We start from the raw sequence: 13,800 nt of genomic DNA, 5'->3' as shown, positions 1-13,800 counted from the left end.
GGTGATAGTTGGACTCGCGGAGAGTCCCCCTCACCCGCCGCGCTTCGCGCGTCGGCCTCTCCCCGCAAGCGGGGAGAGGCTAAGAGTCCGGGTTCGCTCGCTCGGAATGACAGGGGGAGAATGCCGGCATGGTCATCGAGCGCGAAAAGGACGTCACGGCCGCGGCCCTGGCGGTGATGGAGCGGACATCCGATCCGCGGCTGCGCGAGATCATGGTCGCCCTGGTCAAGCATTTGCACGCCTTCGTCCGCGATGTCAGGCTGACCGAGAAGGAGTTCCGCGACGCCGCGGCGATCGTGGCCGAGCTCGGCAAGCTGACCACCGACACGCATAACGAAGTCGTGCTGATGGCGGGGTCGCTCGGCGTCTCCTCGCTGGTGTGCCTGCTCAACAACGGCGATCAGGGCAATACGGAGACCGATCATTCATTGCTCGGGCCGTTCTGGCGGTTGAATTCGCCCCGGGTCGAGAATAGCGGATCGATCGTGCGCTCGCAGACGCCGGGCGCCACGCTGTTCGTGAGCGGCCGCGTCATTGGAAAGGACGGCCGGCCCGTCGCCGGTGCCGAGGTCGACGTCTGGCACGCCTCGCCGGTCGGCCTCTACGAGAACCAGGACCCCGAGCAGGCCGACATGAACCTGCGCGGCAAGTTCACGACCGATTCCGACGGGCGCTTTTCCTTCCGCTCGGTGATGATGGTCGGCTATCCCATTCCAACCGATGGCGTCGTCGGCCGCCTGCTCGAGGCGCAGGGCCGCCACCCCTATCGTCCCGCGCATCTGCACGCCCTGATCTTCAAGCCGGGATTCAAGGTGCTGATCTCGCAGGTGTATGATCCGAGCGACCCCCATATCGACAGCGACGTGCAGTTCGGTGTGACACAGGCGCTGATCGGCAAGTTCGTGCGCCACGATACGCCGCATCCGACGGTGAAGGACGCGACCGTGCCCTGGTATTCGCTCGACCATACCTACCGGCTCGAGGCCGGAGAGGCCGTGCTTCCGCGTGCGCCGATCAGGTAGCAGCGGCCGGCTGCCATGCGCGGGAACGCCGCTAAACCGGCTTTCCCAAATTAGTTATATCCTATAATGATTGGCGAAAGCGTTGACCGGCCGGAGCACGATGGCCGGGGAGGAGTTCGCCAATGACATTCATCTATCCCACCGGCAGCAACGCGGCGCATCCGCTGCCGCTGTCGCCCGACTACAAGAGCTCGATCAAGCGCGCGCCGAACAAGCCCTTGATTCCGATGCCCCATACGCTGTCGGAGCTGACCGGGCCGGTCTACGGCCACGAGACCGTGCGCGAGGGCGACAACGACCTCACCCGCCAGCACGCGGGCGAGCCGCTCGGCGAGCGCATCATCGTACATGGCTATGTGCGCGACGAGGACGGCCGAGGCGTGCCGAACTCGCTCGTCGAGATCTGGCAGGCCAATTCCTGCGGCCGTTATGTCCACGTCCGTGATCAGCATCCGGCGCCGCTCGATCCGAACTTCACCGGCGCGGGCCGCACCGTGAGCGATGCGTCCGGCTATTATCGCTTCGTCACCATCAAGCCTGGCGCCTACCCTTGGGGCAATCACCACAATGCCTGGCGGCCTGCGCACATCCATCTGTCGGTGTTCGGCCATTCCTTCGTCACACGCCTCGTGACGCAGATGTATTTCCCGAGCGATCCCTTGTTCCCGTTCGACCCGATCTTCAACTCGGTGCCGGACGAGAAGGCGCGGGCGCGGATGGTCTCGTCGTTCGACTTGGAGAATACCCAGCCCGAATGGGCGCTGTGCTACCGCTTCGACATCGTGCTGCGCGGCAAGGACGCCACCCCCATGGAGAACCATTAAGTGCAAGAGTCCGCAAAGCCCGACGGGATCACCCCATCGCAGACGGTCGGTCCGTTCTTCAAATACGGCCTGACGCCGACCGGCGAGTACGCCTGGAACGACGCGTTCACCAATTCGACGCTGACCCCGGACGTTTCAGGCGACCGCATCCGCATCGAGGGCAAGGTGTTCGACGGCGATGGCGTTGCCGTGCCGGACGCCATGCTGGAGATCTGGCAGGCGGATGCGCAGGGCCGCTTCGCCGATCCCCAGGACAAGCGCGCGCTGCCGAATGCGAGCTTCCGCGGCTTTGCCCGCTGTGGCACCGACAAGGACGGGAACTATTCTTTCGAGACCATCAAGCCGGGCGTGGTGCCGGATCCCGAGGGCAAGCCGCAGGCGCCGCACATCCTGCTTGCGGTGTTTGGCCGCGGCATGCTCAGGCATCTCTACACCCGCATCTATTTCAACGACGAGACCGGCAACGCCGCCGATCCCGTGCTGGCGCTGGTGCCTGCCGACCGCCGCGCCACGCTCACTGCGGTCCGCGAGGCCGGCAAGCCGGTCTACCGGCTCGACCTGCACCTGCAAGGCGACAACGAGACGGTGTTCTTCGACGTATGAAGGCAAGGCGTGCCGGGGAGACCTGCTCCCCGTCACGCCTATCTCGTTCGGCGCATCGGCAGCCGGCCCCTAATTGGGCTCTCAAGCGTTCTTGTTGCGCGTATGCGTCAGCCCCGCTGACTCAATACCGATGACTGACGTCCAATTTCCGTATTTATCCGGGCTTCGTGAAATACAATTCCGGCGCGAATCAATTCCGTATTTACCGTAGTCGTCTAGGGTGGCCGCAGTTTCGACGCCGACCTGGATTGTTTCATGAAATTTCGCCTGTCCTTGTCCTCTGCGATCGTCGCGTTCGGCATCGTTCTCGCCATCGGCTTTGCCGCTGTGGTTTCGACCAGCCTGTACGCCCTAAAAGAGCTCAAGGTCGGCGGTCCGCTCTATTCCGACATCAAGCTCGGCAACGACCTCATCGCCGACATCCTGCCGCCGCCCGAATACATCATCGAAGCCTATCTCGAGGCGACGCTGGCCATGCGCGAGCCGGATCAGCTGGCGGCCCACGGCGAGCGTCTGGTCCAGCTCCGCAAGGACTACGATGAGCGCAAGGCGTTCTGGGTCTCCTCCAGCCTCTCGGCCGACCTCAAGACCGCGCTCGTGTCGAAATCCGATGCGGAGGTGCAGAAATTCTGGAAGGCGTCGGATCAGCTTCTGCCCGCCCTCAAGGCCAAGGACGTAGCGGCTTCCGAGCGCGCCTATGCGCAGCTCAAGGAGGCCTATACCGCGCACCGTGCCGTCATCGACAGCATCGTCGAGAGTGCCAACAAGCGGAATGCCGCCATGGAGAAGCTGGCCGCGGACCGCGACAGCGCGATGCTCTATATCCTCCTCGGCGTCTCCATCGCCGTCCTCGCCTTCGTTACCGCCGGTCTGCTGGGTGTTGCCCTCGGCGTGGTGCGCCCGATCGTGCGCATGACGGACACGATGCAGAAGCTCGCGACGGGCGATCTCGCCGCCGACATTCCGTTCGCGCAGCGCCAGGACGAGGTCGGCTCGATGGCGGGTGCGCTTGTTGTGTTCAAGCAGGCGGCGATCGAGAACTCCCGTCTGCGCGAGGAACAGTTGCGGCAGGAGCAGGCGGCGGCGCTTGCCAAGCGCTCCGCCCTGCACCAGATGGCCGAAACGGTCGAACGCGAGACCGGCCGCTCCGTCGATACCGCGACTGCGGCGACGCAGGGCGTGGAGCAAGCCGCCTCCGGCCTCTCTGAGATCGCAAAGTCGCTCTCTGCGCAGTCGCAGGCGGTGGCGGCGGCTTCGACGCAGGCGCTCGGCAGCTCGCAGGCCGTCTCGGCTGCGGCCGAAGAGTTGAGCGCCTCGATCCGCGAGATCACCAGCCAGGTCGCGCGGACCAGCACCGTCACCAAATCGGCGGTCGCGGGCCGCGAGCAGGCGCGTTCGACCATTCAGGCGCTGGCCGGATCGGTGAAGAAGATCGCGGAGGTCTCCGACCTCATCGGCGGCATCGCAGGCCAGACCAACCTCCTCGCGCTCAACGCGACGATCGAGGCGGCGCGCGCCGGCGAGGCCGGCCGCGGCTTCGCGGTGGTTGCCGCCGAGGTGAAATCCCTATCCGACCAGACCGCCAAATCCACCGAGGAGATCGGGCGGCTGATTGCCGAGATCCAGGCCTCGACGCAGGCCGCGGTCGACGCCGTCGAGGCCATGGGAGGCCACATCATCGAGATCGACGGCGTGGCGACTTCGGTCGCTGCGGCGATGGAACAGCAGGATGCCGCGACCCGGGAGATCACGCGGTCGATTTCCGAATCGGCCTCCGCCGCACAGGAGGTCTCGGCCAAGATCGGCGACGTCAGCCGCGATGCCGCCTCCGTCAACCAGCGCGCCGCGGATGTGAAGCAGGCGATCACCGGGATGGCGGCCAATCTCGAGCAGCTGCGTGCGATCGTCGTGCGGACGGTGCGCGACTCGACCGCAGCAGCCTGAGCCGGCGGCAGCCGCTGGTGCCCGGGCGTGTGATCGTACAGTATGACGCGGGACAGGGGCATCGTGGTTCATGACACCTCCACAATTGCCGGCGGTCGTTGAGCCCGCCCGACTGACGGCCGCGCTACGCCGGGGCTGCGCGCTGGATGCAGGCGCCGTCCGCGAGGTGAAGGTGCTGCATCAGCGCGACACCGTAGTGTCGCATATCGTCAGGCTCGGGCTGCGCTATGTCGGCGAATCCGCCGGTGCTCCGCAGTCGCTGATCCTCAAGACGCCCAATCCCGCTTTCGCCACGCGCCTCGCCAATGGCGGCCGGCGCGAGGTGGGCTATTACACGCAGCTGGTGCCGCAGATGCCGCCGGGACTCGTGCCGCGCTGCTTCGATGGGCATTTCGATGAGGACAACCTCGCCTGGCATCTGCTGCTGGAGGATCTCACCGACAGCCACGAGATCGCGACAACCTGGCCGGTGCCGCCGTCGCGCGAGCAGATATTCGCCATCGTCACGACGCTGGCGCGCTGGCATGCAGCCTGGTGGGACCATCCGAGCCTCGGCGAGACTGTCGGCACCTGGGCCAGTGTGGAGGACAGCGCGCAACGCATGGAGACATTTGCGGGCCATTATGACCGCTTTGCCGATCTTCTCGGCGATCGCCTCAGCGAGGAGCGGCGGATCATCTATCGTCGGCTCATCGATCAGTCGGAGCGGCTGTCCCAGCGTTACCATTCACGCCGCCACCTCAGCATCACGCATGGCGACGCCCACGTCTGGAACTTCCTGCTGCCGCGCGCGGGCGTCGACGACACCGTGCGCATCTTCGATTTCGATCTTTGGAGCATCGACGTTCCGAGCCACGACCTCGCCTACATGATGGCGATGCATTGGTATCCGGAACGCCGTCAGGCGCTCGAACGCCTGCTGCTCAATCTCTACCACGACACGCTGATCGAGAGCGGCGTCACCGGCTACACGCGCGGCGCGCTCGATCGGGACTACCGCTGGGCGGTGCTGTGGCAGATCACGCGGCCGGTCTGGCAGTGGAGCATCAACCTCCCGCCGCTGATCTGGTGGAACAATCTGGAACGGGCGTTTGCGGCCGTGGACGATTTGGGCTGCGAGGAGCTGTTGTAGCGCTGATCATGTGGCAAGTCGTCATTGCGAGGATTGCTTGCGACGAAGCAATCAGGTTGTTTTCGCGGATACAATCTGGATTGCTTCGCTGCGCTCGCAATGACGGTGTGAAGCGCCAAAGTCCGATAACTACTCCATCACCGCATGCTCCGGGCCCGCTGCCTGCTTGCGCAGCGTGGCCTTGGTCGAGCCGATCAGCAGGGCGAGCGGCAGGGTGCAGAGCACGAAGATCATCACCAGCTGGTAATCATGGGAGAAGGCGATGATCTGCGCCTGCACGCTGACCATTCTATCTGCCATGGCGCGGCCGGCGTCGGTGGACAGATTGATCAGGCCGCTGACGCCGGGCATCTGCAGTGCGTGGTTGAACGGGTTGATGTGCTCGGACAGGATCGCATAGGTCCACCGCGTGCCCTGCGTCAATTGCGCGATCACGATGGAAATGCCGACCGAGCTTGCGACGTTGCGCATCAGGGTCAGCATCGCGGTGCCGTCGGTGCGCAGCTCGTTCGATAACGTCAGGAACGCCACGGTCGAGAGCGGCACGAAGACGAGGCCGAAGCCGAAACCCTGGATGACGCTGACCGTGACGATTTCCGGCACCTGGGTCAGATCGGTCCAGCCGGTCATCTGGAACAGCGAGCCCGCCGTCAGCGTCAGGCCGGAGATGATCAGCGTGCGCGCCTCGACATAGCGCATCATGCGGCCGACCAGCATCATGGCGAAGAAGGTGCCGATGCCGCGGGTCGCCAGCAGCAGGCCGGCGGTGATGATGGGATAGCCGATTACGTTCTGCATGTAGGGCGAGGCGAGCGCCATGGTCGAGAACAGGACGAGCCCCATCACGATCATGAACAGGCAGCCGGTGACGAAGTTGCGGTCGCGGAACAGGGCGAAGCGGATGAACGGGGTCGAGGTCGTGAAGGAATGCGCGAGGAAGAAGTAGAACGCGACGGCCGAGACGATGAACTCGGCGAGGATCTCGTTCGATTCCAGCCAGCCCAATTGCTCGCCGCGGTCGAGCGCGAGCTGCAGCGCGCCGATTGCGACCGCCAGCGCGGCGAAACCGAACCAGTCGAATCTGAGGCTGAGGTTCTTCTCGGTCTCGTCCATGAAGACGATCAGCCCGAGCACGGTGATGGCGCCGAACGGCAGATTGACGAAGAAGACCCAGTGCCAGGAATAGGTCTCGGTCAGCCAGGCCCCGAGTGAGGGTCCCATGATCGGGCCCATCATCACGCCCATGCCCCAGATCGACATCGCCTTGGCGCGCTCCTGGAGCGTGTAATAGTCGAGCATGACCGATTGCGAAAGCGGCACCAGGGCGGCGCCGAACACGCCTTGCAGCAGGCGGAACAGCACCATCTGGTTGATGTCCTGCGCGAGGCCGCACAGTACCGATGCCATGGTGAACCCGGCCGAGCAGATCACGAAGATGCGCTTGCGGCCGAAGCGGTTGGCGATCCAGCCCACCGGCGCCGTCATGATCGCGGCGGCGACGATGTAGGAGGTCAGCACCCAGTTGATCTGGTCCTGCGAGGCCGACAGCGTGCCCTGCATGTAGGGCAGCGCGACGTTGGCGATGGTGGTGTCCAACGCCTGCATGATGGTCGCGGTCATGGCGCAGATCGTCACCATGTTCCGGCGCAGGCCGGGGACCATCAGGTTGGCATTGGGGCCGGACATCGGATCGATCCTTGTTCTTTTTCTTGGTCTTTGGGCCTAGTCCTTATCCTGACCTGCGGCTGCGGACAGGCCGAGCAGGCCGGCGAGCGTTCGCTTGTGTCCGGTGTCGATGGTGGCGTAGACGCTCATGCCGGCTTTCAGCTTCCGCACATGTTTGTCGGTCTCGTCGAAATAGATTCGGATCGGCACGCGCTGCACCACCTTGACGAAATTGCCGGTGGCATTTTGCGGCGGCAGGATGGCGAATTGCGCGCCGGTGCCGGGCGAGAGCGAGCCGATCTTGCCCTTGAAGACATGGTTCGGGAACGCGTCGACCTCGAGCGTGACCGCCTGGCCTTCGGTGACATAGGTGAGGTCGCTCTCCTTCGGATTGGCGTCGACCCAGGGATGGGCGACGTCGATGATGGAGAACACCGGCGTGCCGGCGGGCACATAGCGGCCGAGCTGGATCTGTTCGACCTGCGTCGCCACGCCATCCATCGGCGCGCGCAAGACGGTATGGTCGAGGTTGCGCTGCGCGTCGTCCAGCTTGGCTTTGGCCTGAGCGTAGGGCGGGAATTGCTCGAGCGGCAGGTCGGGGTTGCCGAGCAACTGGGTCTTTGCGTTGGAGAGCTGCTGCTTGATGTATTGCGCCTGCGCCCCGGCGGTGACCAGTGCATTCGATGCGTTATCGAGATCGAGCTGCGAGCCGAAATTGTTTTTTACCAGCGCCTGCTTGCGCTCGACGTCGCGCTGCTTCAGATCGATGCCCTGCTGGGCGAGGCCCAGCATGTCGCCGTAGATCTTGATGTTGGCGACAAGGTTGTCATAGGTCGTGCGTGCCTGCGCGAGCTGCGCCTTGGCCTCCTCGACCGCGAGGCGGAACGGAACCGGGTCGATCTCGAACAGTTCGTCGCCGCGCTTGACCGACTGGCCCTCCTTGACGACGACCTTCAGGATCTTGCCGGAGATGTCGGGCGTCACCAGCACCTTCTGTGCGCCGACATACGCATCGTCGGTGCCGACATAGCGGCCCCCATGCAGATAGAAGGTGACGCCCCCGATGGCGACGATCACCGGCAGCACCACCAGGAGCAGGAATCGGCGATAGCGGCGCAGGCCTGCCAGCAGGCGGCGGCGCGGATCGCTGCCGGCCTTCTTGGTCGGCTTGCCGCTGTCGCTCTTCTGCTCGGGCTGGAACTTGATGACCTGATCAGACATAGCGCTGCTCCTTGCGTGCTTGCTCCGCGCCGGACGCCTGGATCGCGGTTCGCACGTTTTCCTTGATGGTCTCGAGTTGGGTGAGGAGGCGGTGTGCATCCGCCGGATTGATGCCGTCGAGCGCGTTCGCGGTCAGCTCCGACTTCAGGCCGCTCATGCGGCCGAGCAATTGCCGCCCGGCCTTCCTGAGGTACAGGCGCTTGACCCGGCGGTCCGACGCGTCGCTGCGGCGCTCGATCCAGTCGTTGTCGCAGAGCTTGTCGATCAGCCGCGTCAGCGTGATCGGCTGCATCTCCAGGAGCTCGGCGAGCTCGGACTGCTTCATGCCCTCGCTGCGCTCCACCTTGGCCAGCACCGCCCATTGTGCCCGGGTGATGCCGAAGCGCGAGGCCTCCTTGTCGGCATAGACGCGCAGGAGGCGATAGAGCTCACCGAGCGTGAACAGGAAATTCTGGTCGACCGACCCGCGCGTCATGAGCGTCGTCTCCAATAAGCTTTGCATATAATAAGCAAGCTTATGATTATTTCACGGATCGGTGGCGCGGTGCTGTCCCGCGGGAAGAGCATGGCTGGCAGCCGGGGCGGCTCGTCGCGCTTTGGGTTCCCCCGCCGAAATGCTAGAAGACGGCGACATGAGCCTCGCAAAGCCGGCATTCCCCGCGCCCGACCATGATCACGGCCGCTGCACCGCGGACGCGCTTGCGCATGCCGAGGTGGTCTGCCAGCAGCGCGCGCAGAAATTCACGCCGATCCGCCGCCGGGTGCTGGGTGCTTTGCTTTCCAGCCACCGCCCGCTCGGCGCCTACGAAATCATCGACGAGCTTGCCAAGTCGATGGCGCGGCCGGCACCGATCACGATCTATCGTGCGCTCGATTTCCTGATGGCCAACGGCCTCGTGCATCGCATCGAAAGCCGTAACGCCTATCTCGCTTGCGCAGCCCACGACCACGATTCGACCTCCGCGGTGGCGTTCCTGATCTGCGAGCGCTGCGGCCTGGTTGGCGAGATCTCCTCGGCGTCCTTCGCCAAGGACCTCAACGCCGCCGCGCGCAGCTCAGGCTTCGCGCCAAAGCTGTCTGTGGTGGAGATCACGGGCGTCTGCACGCATTGTCAGAAAATGTCTTGAAGCAACAACGGCGCAAAGCCGGATTTTTGGGAAGAAATGTCCGTACCACAAGCCATACCGTCCGCCGGCCGTCCCCTCAGTGCCGGCGCCATCGCCCTGATGCTCATGCTGTGCCTGACCTGGGGATTCAACCAGATCGCGGTGAAGCTGGTGCTGCCGGACATTCCGCCGATGCTCCAGGCCACCATCCGCTCGATGGGCGCGCTGCCGGTGCTGTTCATCATCGGCACTTTTCGCGGCGTCAAATTCTTCGAGAATGACGGCACGTGGAGGCCGGGCCTGATCGCCGGGCTGATGTTCGGTATTGAATTCGTGCTGATCTTCCAGGGACTGCGTCTCACTTCGGCTTCCCGTGCGGTGGTGTTCCTCTACACGGCGCCGTTCTTCGTTGCGCTCGGCTCCTACCAGGTGCTCGGCGAGCGTCTCGGTGGCGCGCAATGGCTCGGCCTTGCCATCAGCTTTGCCGGGGTGGCGCTTGCGATCGGCGTGCCCCAGCCCAATGTCGATTCGCAGGTCCTGCTGGGCGATCTCATGATCGTCGGGGGCGCCGCTCTGTGGGCCGCGACCACGCTGGTCGCCAAGGGCACGCGGTTGCGCTTCGCCGCGCCCGAGAAGGCGCTGGGCTATCAGGTCGCGACCTCGGTCCCGATCCTGGGGCTGGCGGCCTGGCTCTTCGGCGAATCCATCACCCACACTCCGTCGCCGCTGTCGCTCGGCCTGATGGCGTTCCAGGCGATCTGGGTGGTGGGAACCACGTTCACGCTTTGGTTCGCGCTGGTGAAGGCCTATTCGGCCAGCAAATTGTCCGCTTTTACCTTCATCACCCCTTTGTTTGGCGTGGTGGGTAGCTATTTCATCATGCATGACACCCTCAGCCTGACATTCGGGGCCGCAGCGGTCCTTGTAATTGCTGGGCTTTTTCTGGTTAACCGTCCCAGCCCATCGGTTGCGGCGCCGCGCGATGCATTGCTGAACGTCACCAAAACCTGATATTTGGACCGCCATGAACAAGCTCGAAAACCCTCTCGATTCAGACATTGCGGGCCCGGCGCCCCGGCATCGGACCACCCAGGTCAAGGTCGGCAACGTCGCCGTGGGCGGCGGTGCGCCGATCGTCGTGCAGTCGATGACCAACACCGACACCGCCGATGTCGAAGGCACCATCGCCCAGGTCGCAGCGCTCGCGCGCGCCGGCTCCGAAATGGTCCGCATCACCGTGGACCGCGAGGAGGCCGCAGCCGCCGTTCCGCACATCCGCGACGGCCTCGCCAAGCGCGGCATCACCACGCCGCTGATCGGCGACTTCCATTATATCGGCCACAAGCTGCTCGCGGCTTATCCGGCCTGCGCCGAGGCGCTGGCCAAATACCGCATCAATCCCGGCAATGTCGGCTTCAAGGACAAGCGTGATACTCAGTTCGCCGACATCATCGAGATCGCGAACAAGAATAACAAGCCGGTGCGCATCGGCGCCAATTGGGGCTCGCTCGACCAGGAGCTCTTGACCAAGCTGATGGATGAGAACGCGGCCTCGCCCAACCCGCGCGACGTGCGCGCGGTGACGCGCGAGGCCATGGTGCAGTCGGCGCTACTCTCGGCCGCGCGCGCCGAAGAGCTCGGCATGCCCAAGGACCGCATCATCCTCTCGGCAAAAGTCTCGGCGGTGCAGGATCTCATTGCGGTCTATCAGGATCTCGCGTCCCGTTCGGACTACGCCATCCATCTCGGTCTCACCGAGGCCGGCATGGGCTCGAAGGGCATCGTTGCGTCCTCGGCCGCGCTCGGCATCCTCTTGCAGCAGGGCATCGGCGACACCATTCGTATCTCGCTGACGCCCGAGCCCGGCGGCGACCGCACCCGTGAGGTGCAGGTCGGCCAGGAGCTCTTGCAGACCATGGGCTTCCGCACTTTCGTGCCGCTGGTTGCCGCCTGCCCCGGCTGCGGCCGCACCACCTCGACCACGTTCCAGGAGCTGGCCCGCTCGATCCAGGATTTCATCCGCGACGAGATGCCGACCTGGAAGACCAAATATCCCGGCGTGGAAGAGCTCAACGTCGCGGTGATGGGCTGCATCGTCAACGGCCCCGGCGAATCCAAGCACGCCAATATCGGCATCTCGCTGCCCGGCACCGGCGAAGCGCCGGCCGCGCCCGTCTTCGTCGACGGCAAGAAGTTCCGCACGCTGCGCGGCCCCACCATCTCCGCCGACTTCAAGGCGCTGGTGATCGACTACATCGACCAGCGCTACGGCCAGGGCGCCAAGGTGCCGGCGCCTGCGGCGGAGTAGACGAGATTTACGAGATTTTCTGGTCTGGCGGCGGAGCGGGATCAGCAGGCGAGCGCTTTGATCTGCCCGCTCGCCCCATAGTCCAGCAAAAGACGATCGCGCGTGACGAGTGTTGCGCCGATATCGCGTGCAGTCGCAATAATGATGCGGTCGGCAGGGTCGCGCGGCGGTGTGCCGGGCAAGAACGACGATTCGATCAGGATATCCGGAGTAAGTTTGGCAAGCTCGACCCCCGGGATAGCCAGCACGTTCTGAAACCAGCGTTCAGGTCTCATCGAGAGGCCAATGCGGTTACGTGAAACCAGCAAGCCGACTTCCCACGCGCTAATCGGAGAGACAAAGATCGTGCTGCCCGCGTGCTGGACAGCATCTATCGCTTCGCGAGCTTTCGTTGCGAGGGGGAGTCCTTCGGTGATCCATATCGCGGCGTGAGTATCGAGCAGAAGCGCCGTCTCACTCATAGACTTTGCCCCAATCAGGATCGGCCGGCTCCGTGAGGTCAACCCCTTCCGGAATGTAGACGGAGCCCTTCAGGGCGCCGAAGATCGGATGATGTCCCTCCTTTTTGGTCTGCACGGCAGATGTCTCGGTGGCACTTTGTTCGACGCGGCGAAAGACCACGCGCCGTGTCTTGGTATCGACCTGTTCAGTCCGAAAACCAGCGGCAAGCCAAACCTTGGTCATGACGTTGTTACTCGGGTTGTTGCTCCACCAAGCCGGATACTGAGGTGAATTAGGGGGGAGCTTGCTTCCGATGACCCGCTCGATTTCGGCAAAGGTCATCGGCACCTCTTTGGTCCGTTGGGACTTCAGAAATTCACCAAGTCGCTCATATTTGCCCATAATAGAGCCTCCACCTTCAAACACACTATTAAATATGTATAAGTGTGTCAATTTATAAGCATGTCAGGAATTTGCTGCCCTTTGCGGCCGCTGTCGCAAAGCCTACGATGGCTCCCAATCAACAACGATCGGGAGACGCGCCATGAGCTCACTCGCCGGCAAGCAGGGCCCGCGCTATCGCCACACCGCTGAAGACGGCGCGCCGTACGAGACCATCGCCGTCGAACAGCTCACGCCCATCATCGGCGCGGAAATCTCCGGCGTCGACATCGGCAAGCTCGTCGATGGCGATGCCCGCTCCAACCGGCAGATGGACGAGATCCACCGCGCGCTCGCCGAAAATCTCGTCATTTTCTTCCGCGATCAGCACATCACGCCGCAGCAGCACCTCGCCTTCGGCCGCAAGTTCGGTGAGCTGCATTTTCATCCCGCAGCTCCCCACGAGGACGAAGATCCGGCCTTGATGAAGATCTATGCGGACGAGAATTCGCCGCGCGCCAATGGCGAGGGCTGGCACTCCGACGTCTCCTGCGATCTCGAGCCGCCGATGGGCTCGATCCTCTACATCAAGCAATGCCCGCCGCGCGGCGGCGACACGCTGTTCGCCAACATGTACGCGGCCTATGAGGCGCTGTCGGAGCGCATGAAGGCCTATCTCGATGGGCTCACGGCGCTGCACGACGGCGAGCCGATCTATCGCGGGCTCTATGCCAATTATGGCGTTGCCGATCGTCCCTCCTATCCTCATGCCGAGCATCCCGTCGTGCGCACGCATCCGGTCACGGCTAAGAAGGCGCTCTACGTCAATCGCGGCTTCACCCGCCACATCAACGGCATCCCGCGCGACGAGAGTGACGCGATGCTCGCCTATCTCTACCAGCACGCAGAGAACCCGCTGTTCCAGTGCCGCTTCCGCTGGACCGAGAATGCGATCGCCTTCTGGGACAATCGCTGCACCCAGCACCGCGCAATGTGGGACTACTGGCCGCACACACGCTCCGGCACGCGCGTGACGGTGAAGGGCGAGCGGCCGGTGTGATCGCTCTTCGTGCCCCAAGCGCTATCTTGCGTTGACCCATCCCGATTCCCGCGCCAATCTTCCCGAAGTCAAATCGCGGGCTCATCGGTCGCC

14 protein-coding genes are annotated in these 13,800 nt (G+C 64.0%); 9 read left to right on the top strand and 5 right to left on the bottom strand.

Translation table 11 applies throughout. The annotated features are described in order from the left end of the window. The first annotated feature begins 128 nt into the window (after nucleotides 1-128). The 5 genes from P0R31_RS25490 to P0R31_RS25470 all read left to right on the top strand — a co-directional run bounded on the left by P0R31_RS25490 (nucleotide 129) and on the right by P0R31_RS25470 (nucleotide 5,525). Nucleotides 129-1,022, top strand: a complete 894-nt coding sequence (locus P0R31_RS25490; RefSeq protein ID WP_275517050.1) for a dioxygenase — start codon at nucleotides 129-131, stop codon at nucleotides 1,020-1,022. A 122-nt stretch (nucleotides 1,023-1,144) separates the two neighbouring features. Beyond that, on the top strand, nucleotides 1,145-1,846 hold the full coding sequence (pcaH, locus tag P0R31_RS25485; protein WP_275517048.1) for a protocatechuate 3,4-dioxygenase subunit beta: 702 nt from the start codon (nucleotides 1,145-1,147) through the stop codon (nucleotides 1,844-1,846). Next, nucleotides 1,847-2,449, top strand: a complete 603-nt coding sequence (gene pcaG / locus P0R31_RS25480; RefSeq protein ID WP_275517046.1) for a protocatechuate 3,4-dioxygenase subunit alpha — start codon at nucleotides 1,847-1,849, stop codon at nucleotides 2,447-2,449. It begins immediately after the preceding gene. A 255-nt stretch (nucleotides 2,450-2,704) separates the two neighbouring features. Then, nucleotides 2,705-4,393 carry a methyl-accepting chemotaxis protein gene (locus P0R31_RS25475; RefSeq protein ID WP_275517045.1) on the top strand — a complete coding sequence of 563 codons (1,689 nt, stop codon included), beginning with the start codon at nucleotides 2,705-2,707 and terminating at the stop codon, nucleotides 4,391-4,393. 70 nt (nucleotides 4,394-4,463) lie between these two features. Continuing rightward, a complete protein-coding gene (locus P0R31_RS25470; RefSeq protein ID WP_275517043.1) occupies nucleotides 4,464-5,525 on the top strand; it encodes a phosphotransferase in 1,062 nt (353 codons plus the stop codon). A gap of 129 nt (nucleotides 5,526-5,654) precedes the next feature. On the opposite strand, the gene P0R31_RS25465 is transcribed toward P0R31_RS25470, so the two are convergent. The 3 genes from P0R31_RS25465 to P0R31_RS25455 are packed head-to-tail and all read right to left on the bottom strand — an operon-like array spanning nucleotide 5,655 to nucleotide 8,886. Continuing rightward, entirely contained in the window at nucleotides 5,655-7,211 is a 1,557-nt protein-coding gene (locus P0R31_RS25465) for an MDR family MFS transporter (protein WP_275517041.1), read from the bottom strand. Nucleotides 7,212-7,247: 36 nt separating this feature from the next. Further along, the gene (locus P0R31_RS25460; protein ID WP_275517039.1) at nucleotides 7,248-8,411 is read right to left on the bottom strand and encodes an HlyD family secretion protein; all 1,164 of its coding nucleotides are present in this window, start codon (nucleotides 8,409-8,411) and stop codon (nucleotides 7,248-7,250) included. Next, nucleotides 8,404-8,886 carry a MarR family winged helix-turn-helix transcriptional regulator gene (locus tag P0R31_RS25455; protein WP_275517038.1) on the bottom strand — a complete coding sequence of 161 codons (483 nt, stop codon included), beginning with the start codon at nucleotides 8,884-8,886 and terminating at the stop codon, nucleotides 8,404-8,406. Before P0R31_RS25455 ends, P0R31_RS25460 begins: the two co-directional genes overlap by 8 nt. 157 nt (nucleotides 8,887-9,043) lie before the next feature. Between P0R31_RS25455 and P0R31_RS25450 the strand changes: the two genes are divergently transcribed. From P0R31_RS25450 to ispG, 3 genes are read left to right on the top strand one after another with little or no spacing between them, the layout of a single operon-like run. Continuing rightward, on the top strand, nucleotides 9,044-9,538 hold the full coding sequence (locus tag P0R31_RS25450) for a Fur family transcriptional regulator (protein ID WP_275517036.1): 495 nt from the start codon (nucleotides 9,044-9,046) through the stop codon (nucleotides 9,536-9,538). A 36-nt stretch (nucleotides 9,539-9,574) separates the two neighbouring features. Continuing rightward, the gene (locus P0R31_RS25445) at nucleotides 9,575-10,528 is read left to right on the top strand and encodes a DMT family transporter (protein WP_275517034.1); all 954 of its coding nucleotides are present in this window, start codon (nucleotides 9,575-9,577) and stop codon (nucleotides 10,526-10,528) included. A gap of 13 nt (nucleotides 10,529-10,541) precedes the next feature. Then, nucleotides 10,542-11,825, top strand: coding sequence for a flavodoxin-dependent (E)-4-hydroxy-3-methylbut-2-enyl-diphosphate synthase (ispG, locus tag P0R31_RS25440; RefSeq protein ID WP_036038529.1), 1,284 nt, complete (start codon nucleotides 10,542-10,544; stop codon nucleotides 11,823-11,825). Nucleotides 11,826-11,866: 41 nt separating this feature from the next. Here the strand turns inward: ispG and P0R31_RS25435 are convergent, their stop codons facing one another. After that, entirely contained in the window at nucleotides 11,867-12,286 is a 420-nt protein-coding gene (locus tag P0R31_RS25435) for a type II toxin-antitoxin system VapC family toxin (protein WP_275517031.1), read from the bottom strand. Next, the gene (locus tag P0R31_RS25430; protein WP_275517030.1) at nucleotides 12,279-12,668 is read right to left on the bottom strand and encodes a DUF7662 domain-containing protein; all 390 of its coding nucleotides are present in this window, start codon (nucleotides 12,666-12,668) and stop codon (nucleotides 12,279-12,281) included. The genes P0R31_RS25435 and P0R31_RS25430 overlap by 8 nt, the downstream gene beginning before the upstream one ends. A 142-nt stretch (nucleotides 12,669-12,810) precedes the next feature. On the opposite strand from P0R31_RS25430, the gene P0R31_RS25425 reads away from it, so the two are divergent. Continuing rightward, nucleotides 12,811-13,707 carry a TauD/TfdA dioxygenase family protein gene (locus P0R31_RS25425; protein WP_275517029.1) on the top strand — a complete coding sequence of 299 codons (897 nt, stop codon included), beginning with the start codon at nucleotides 12,811-12,813 and terminating at the stop codon, nucleotides 13,705-13,707. Nucleotides 13,708-13,800 lie beyond the last annotated feature (93 nt).

Origin of the sequence: Bradyrhizobium yuanmingense, from assembly GCF_029167105.1 — a bacterium.
Lineage (GTDB): Bacteria > Pseudomonadota > Alphaproteobacteria > Rhizobiales > Xanthobacteraceae > Bradyrhizobium > Bradyrhizobium yuanmingense_A.
The sequence above is the reverse complement of the archived record's forward strand: the minus strand, read 5'-3'. Positions and strand labels throughout refer to the sequence as shown.

Bases quoted from the DNA above. Each gene is read 5' to 3' on its own strand.
- P0R31_RS25490 (WP_275517050.1), top strand. From the start codon at position 129: ATGGTCATCGAGCGCGAAAAGGACGTCACGGCCGCGGCCCTGGCGGTG.
- pcaH (WP_275517048.1), top strand. From the start codon at position 1,145: ATGACATTCATCTATCCCACCGGCAGCAACGCGGCGCATCCGCTGCCG.
- P0R31_RS25475 (WP_275517045.1), top strand. From the start codon at position 2,705: ATGAAATTTCGCCTGTCCTTGTCCTCTGCGATCGTCGCGTTCGGCATC.
- P0R31_RS25470 (WP_275517043.1), top strand. From the start codon at position 4,464: ATGACACCTCCACAATTGCCGGCGGTCGTTGAGCCCGCCCGACTGACG.
- P0R31_RS25465 (WP_275517041.1), bottom strand. From the start codon at position 7,211: ATGTCCGGCCCCAATGCCAACCTGATGGTCCCCGGCCTGCGCCGGAAC.
- P0R31_RS25460 (WP_275517039.1), bottom strand. From the start codon at position 8,411: ATGTCTGATCAGGTCATCAAGTTCCAGCCCGAGCAGAAGAGCGACAGC.
- P0R31_RS25455 (WP_275517038.1), bottom strand. From the start codon at position 8,886: ATGACGCGCGGGTCGGTCGACCAGAATTTCCTGTTCACGCTCGGTGAG.
- P0R31_RS25450 (WP_275517036.1), top strand. From the start codon at position 9,044: ATGAGCCTCGCAAAGCCGGCATTCCCCGCGCCCGACCATGATCACGGC.
- P0R31_RS25445 (WP_275517034.1), top strand. From the start codon at position 9,575: ATGTCCGTACCACAAGCCATACCGTCCGCCGGCCGTCCCCTCAGTGCC.
- ispG (WP_036038529.1), top strand. From the start codon at position 10,542: ATGAACAAGCTCGAAAACCCTCTCGATTCAGACATTGCGGGCCCGGCG.
- P0R31_RS25435 (WP_275517031.1), bottom strand. From the start codon at position 12,286: ATGAGTGAGACGGCGCTTCTGCTCGATACTCACGCCGCGATATGGATC.
- P0R31_RS25430 (WP_275517030.1), bottom strand. From the start codon at position 12,668: ATGGGCAAATATGAGCGACTTGGTGAATTTCTGAAGTCCCAACGGACC.
- P0R31_RS25425 (WP_275517029.1), top strand. From the start codon at position 12,811: ATGAGCTCACTCGCCGGCAAGCAGGGCCCGCGCTATCGCCACACCGCT.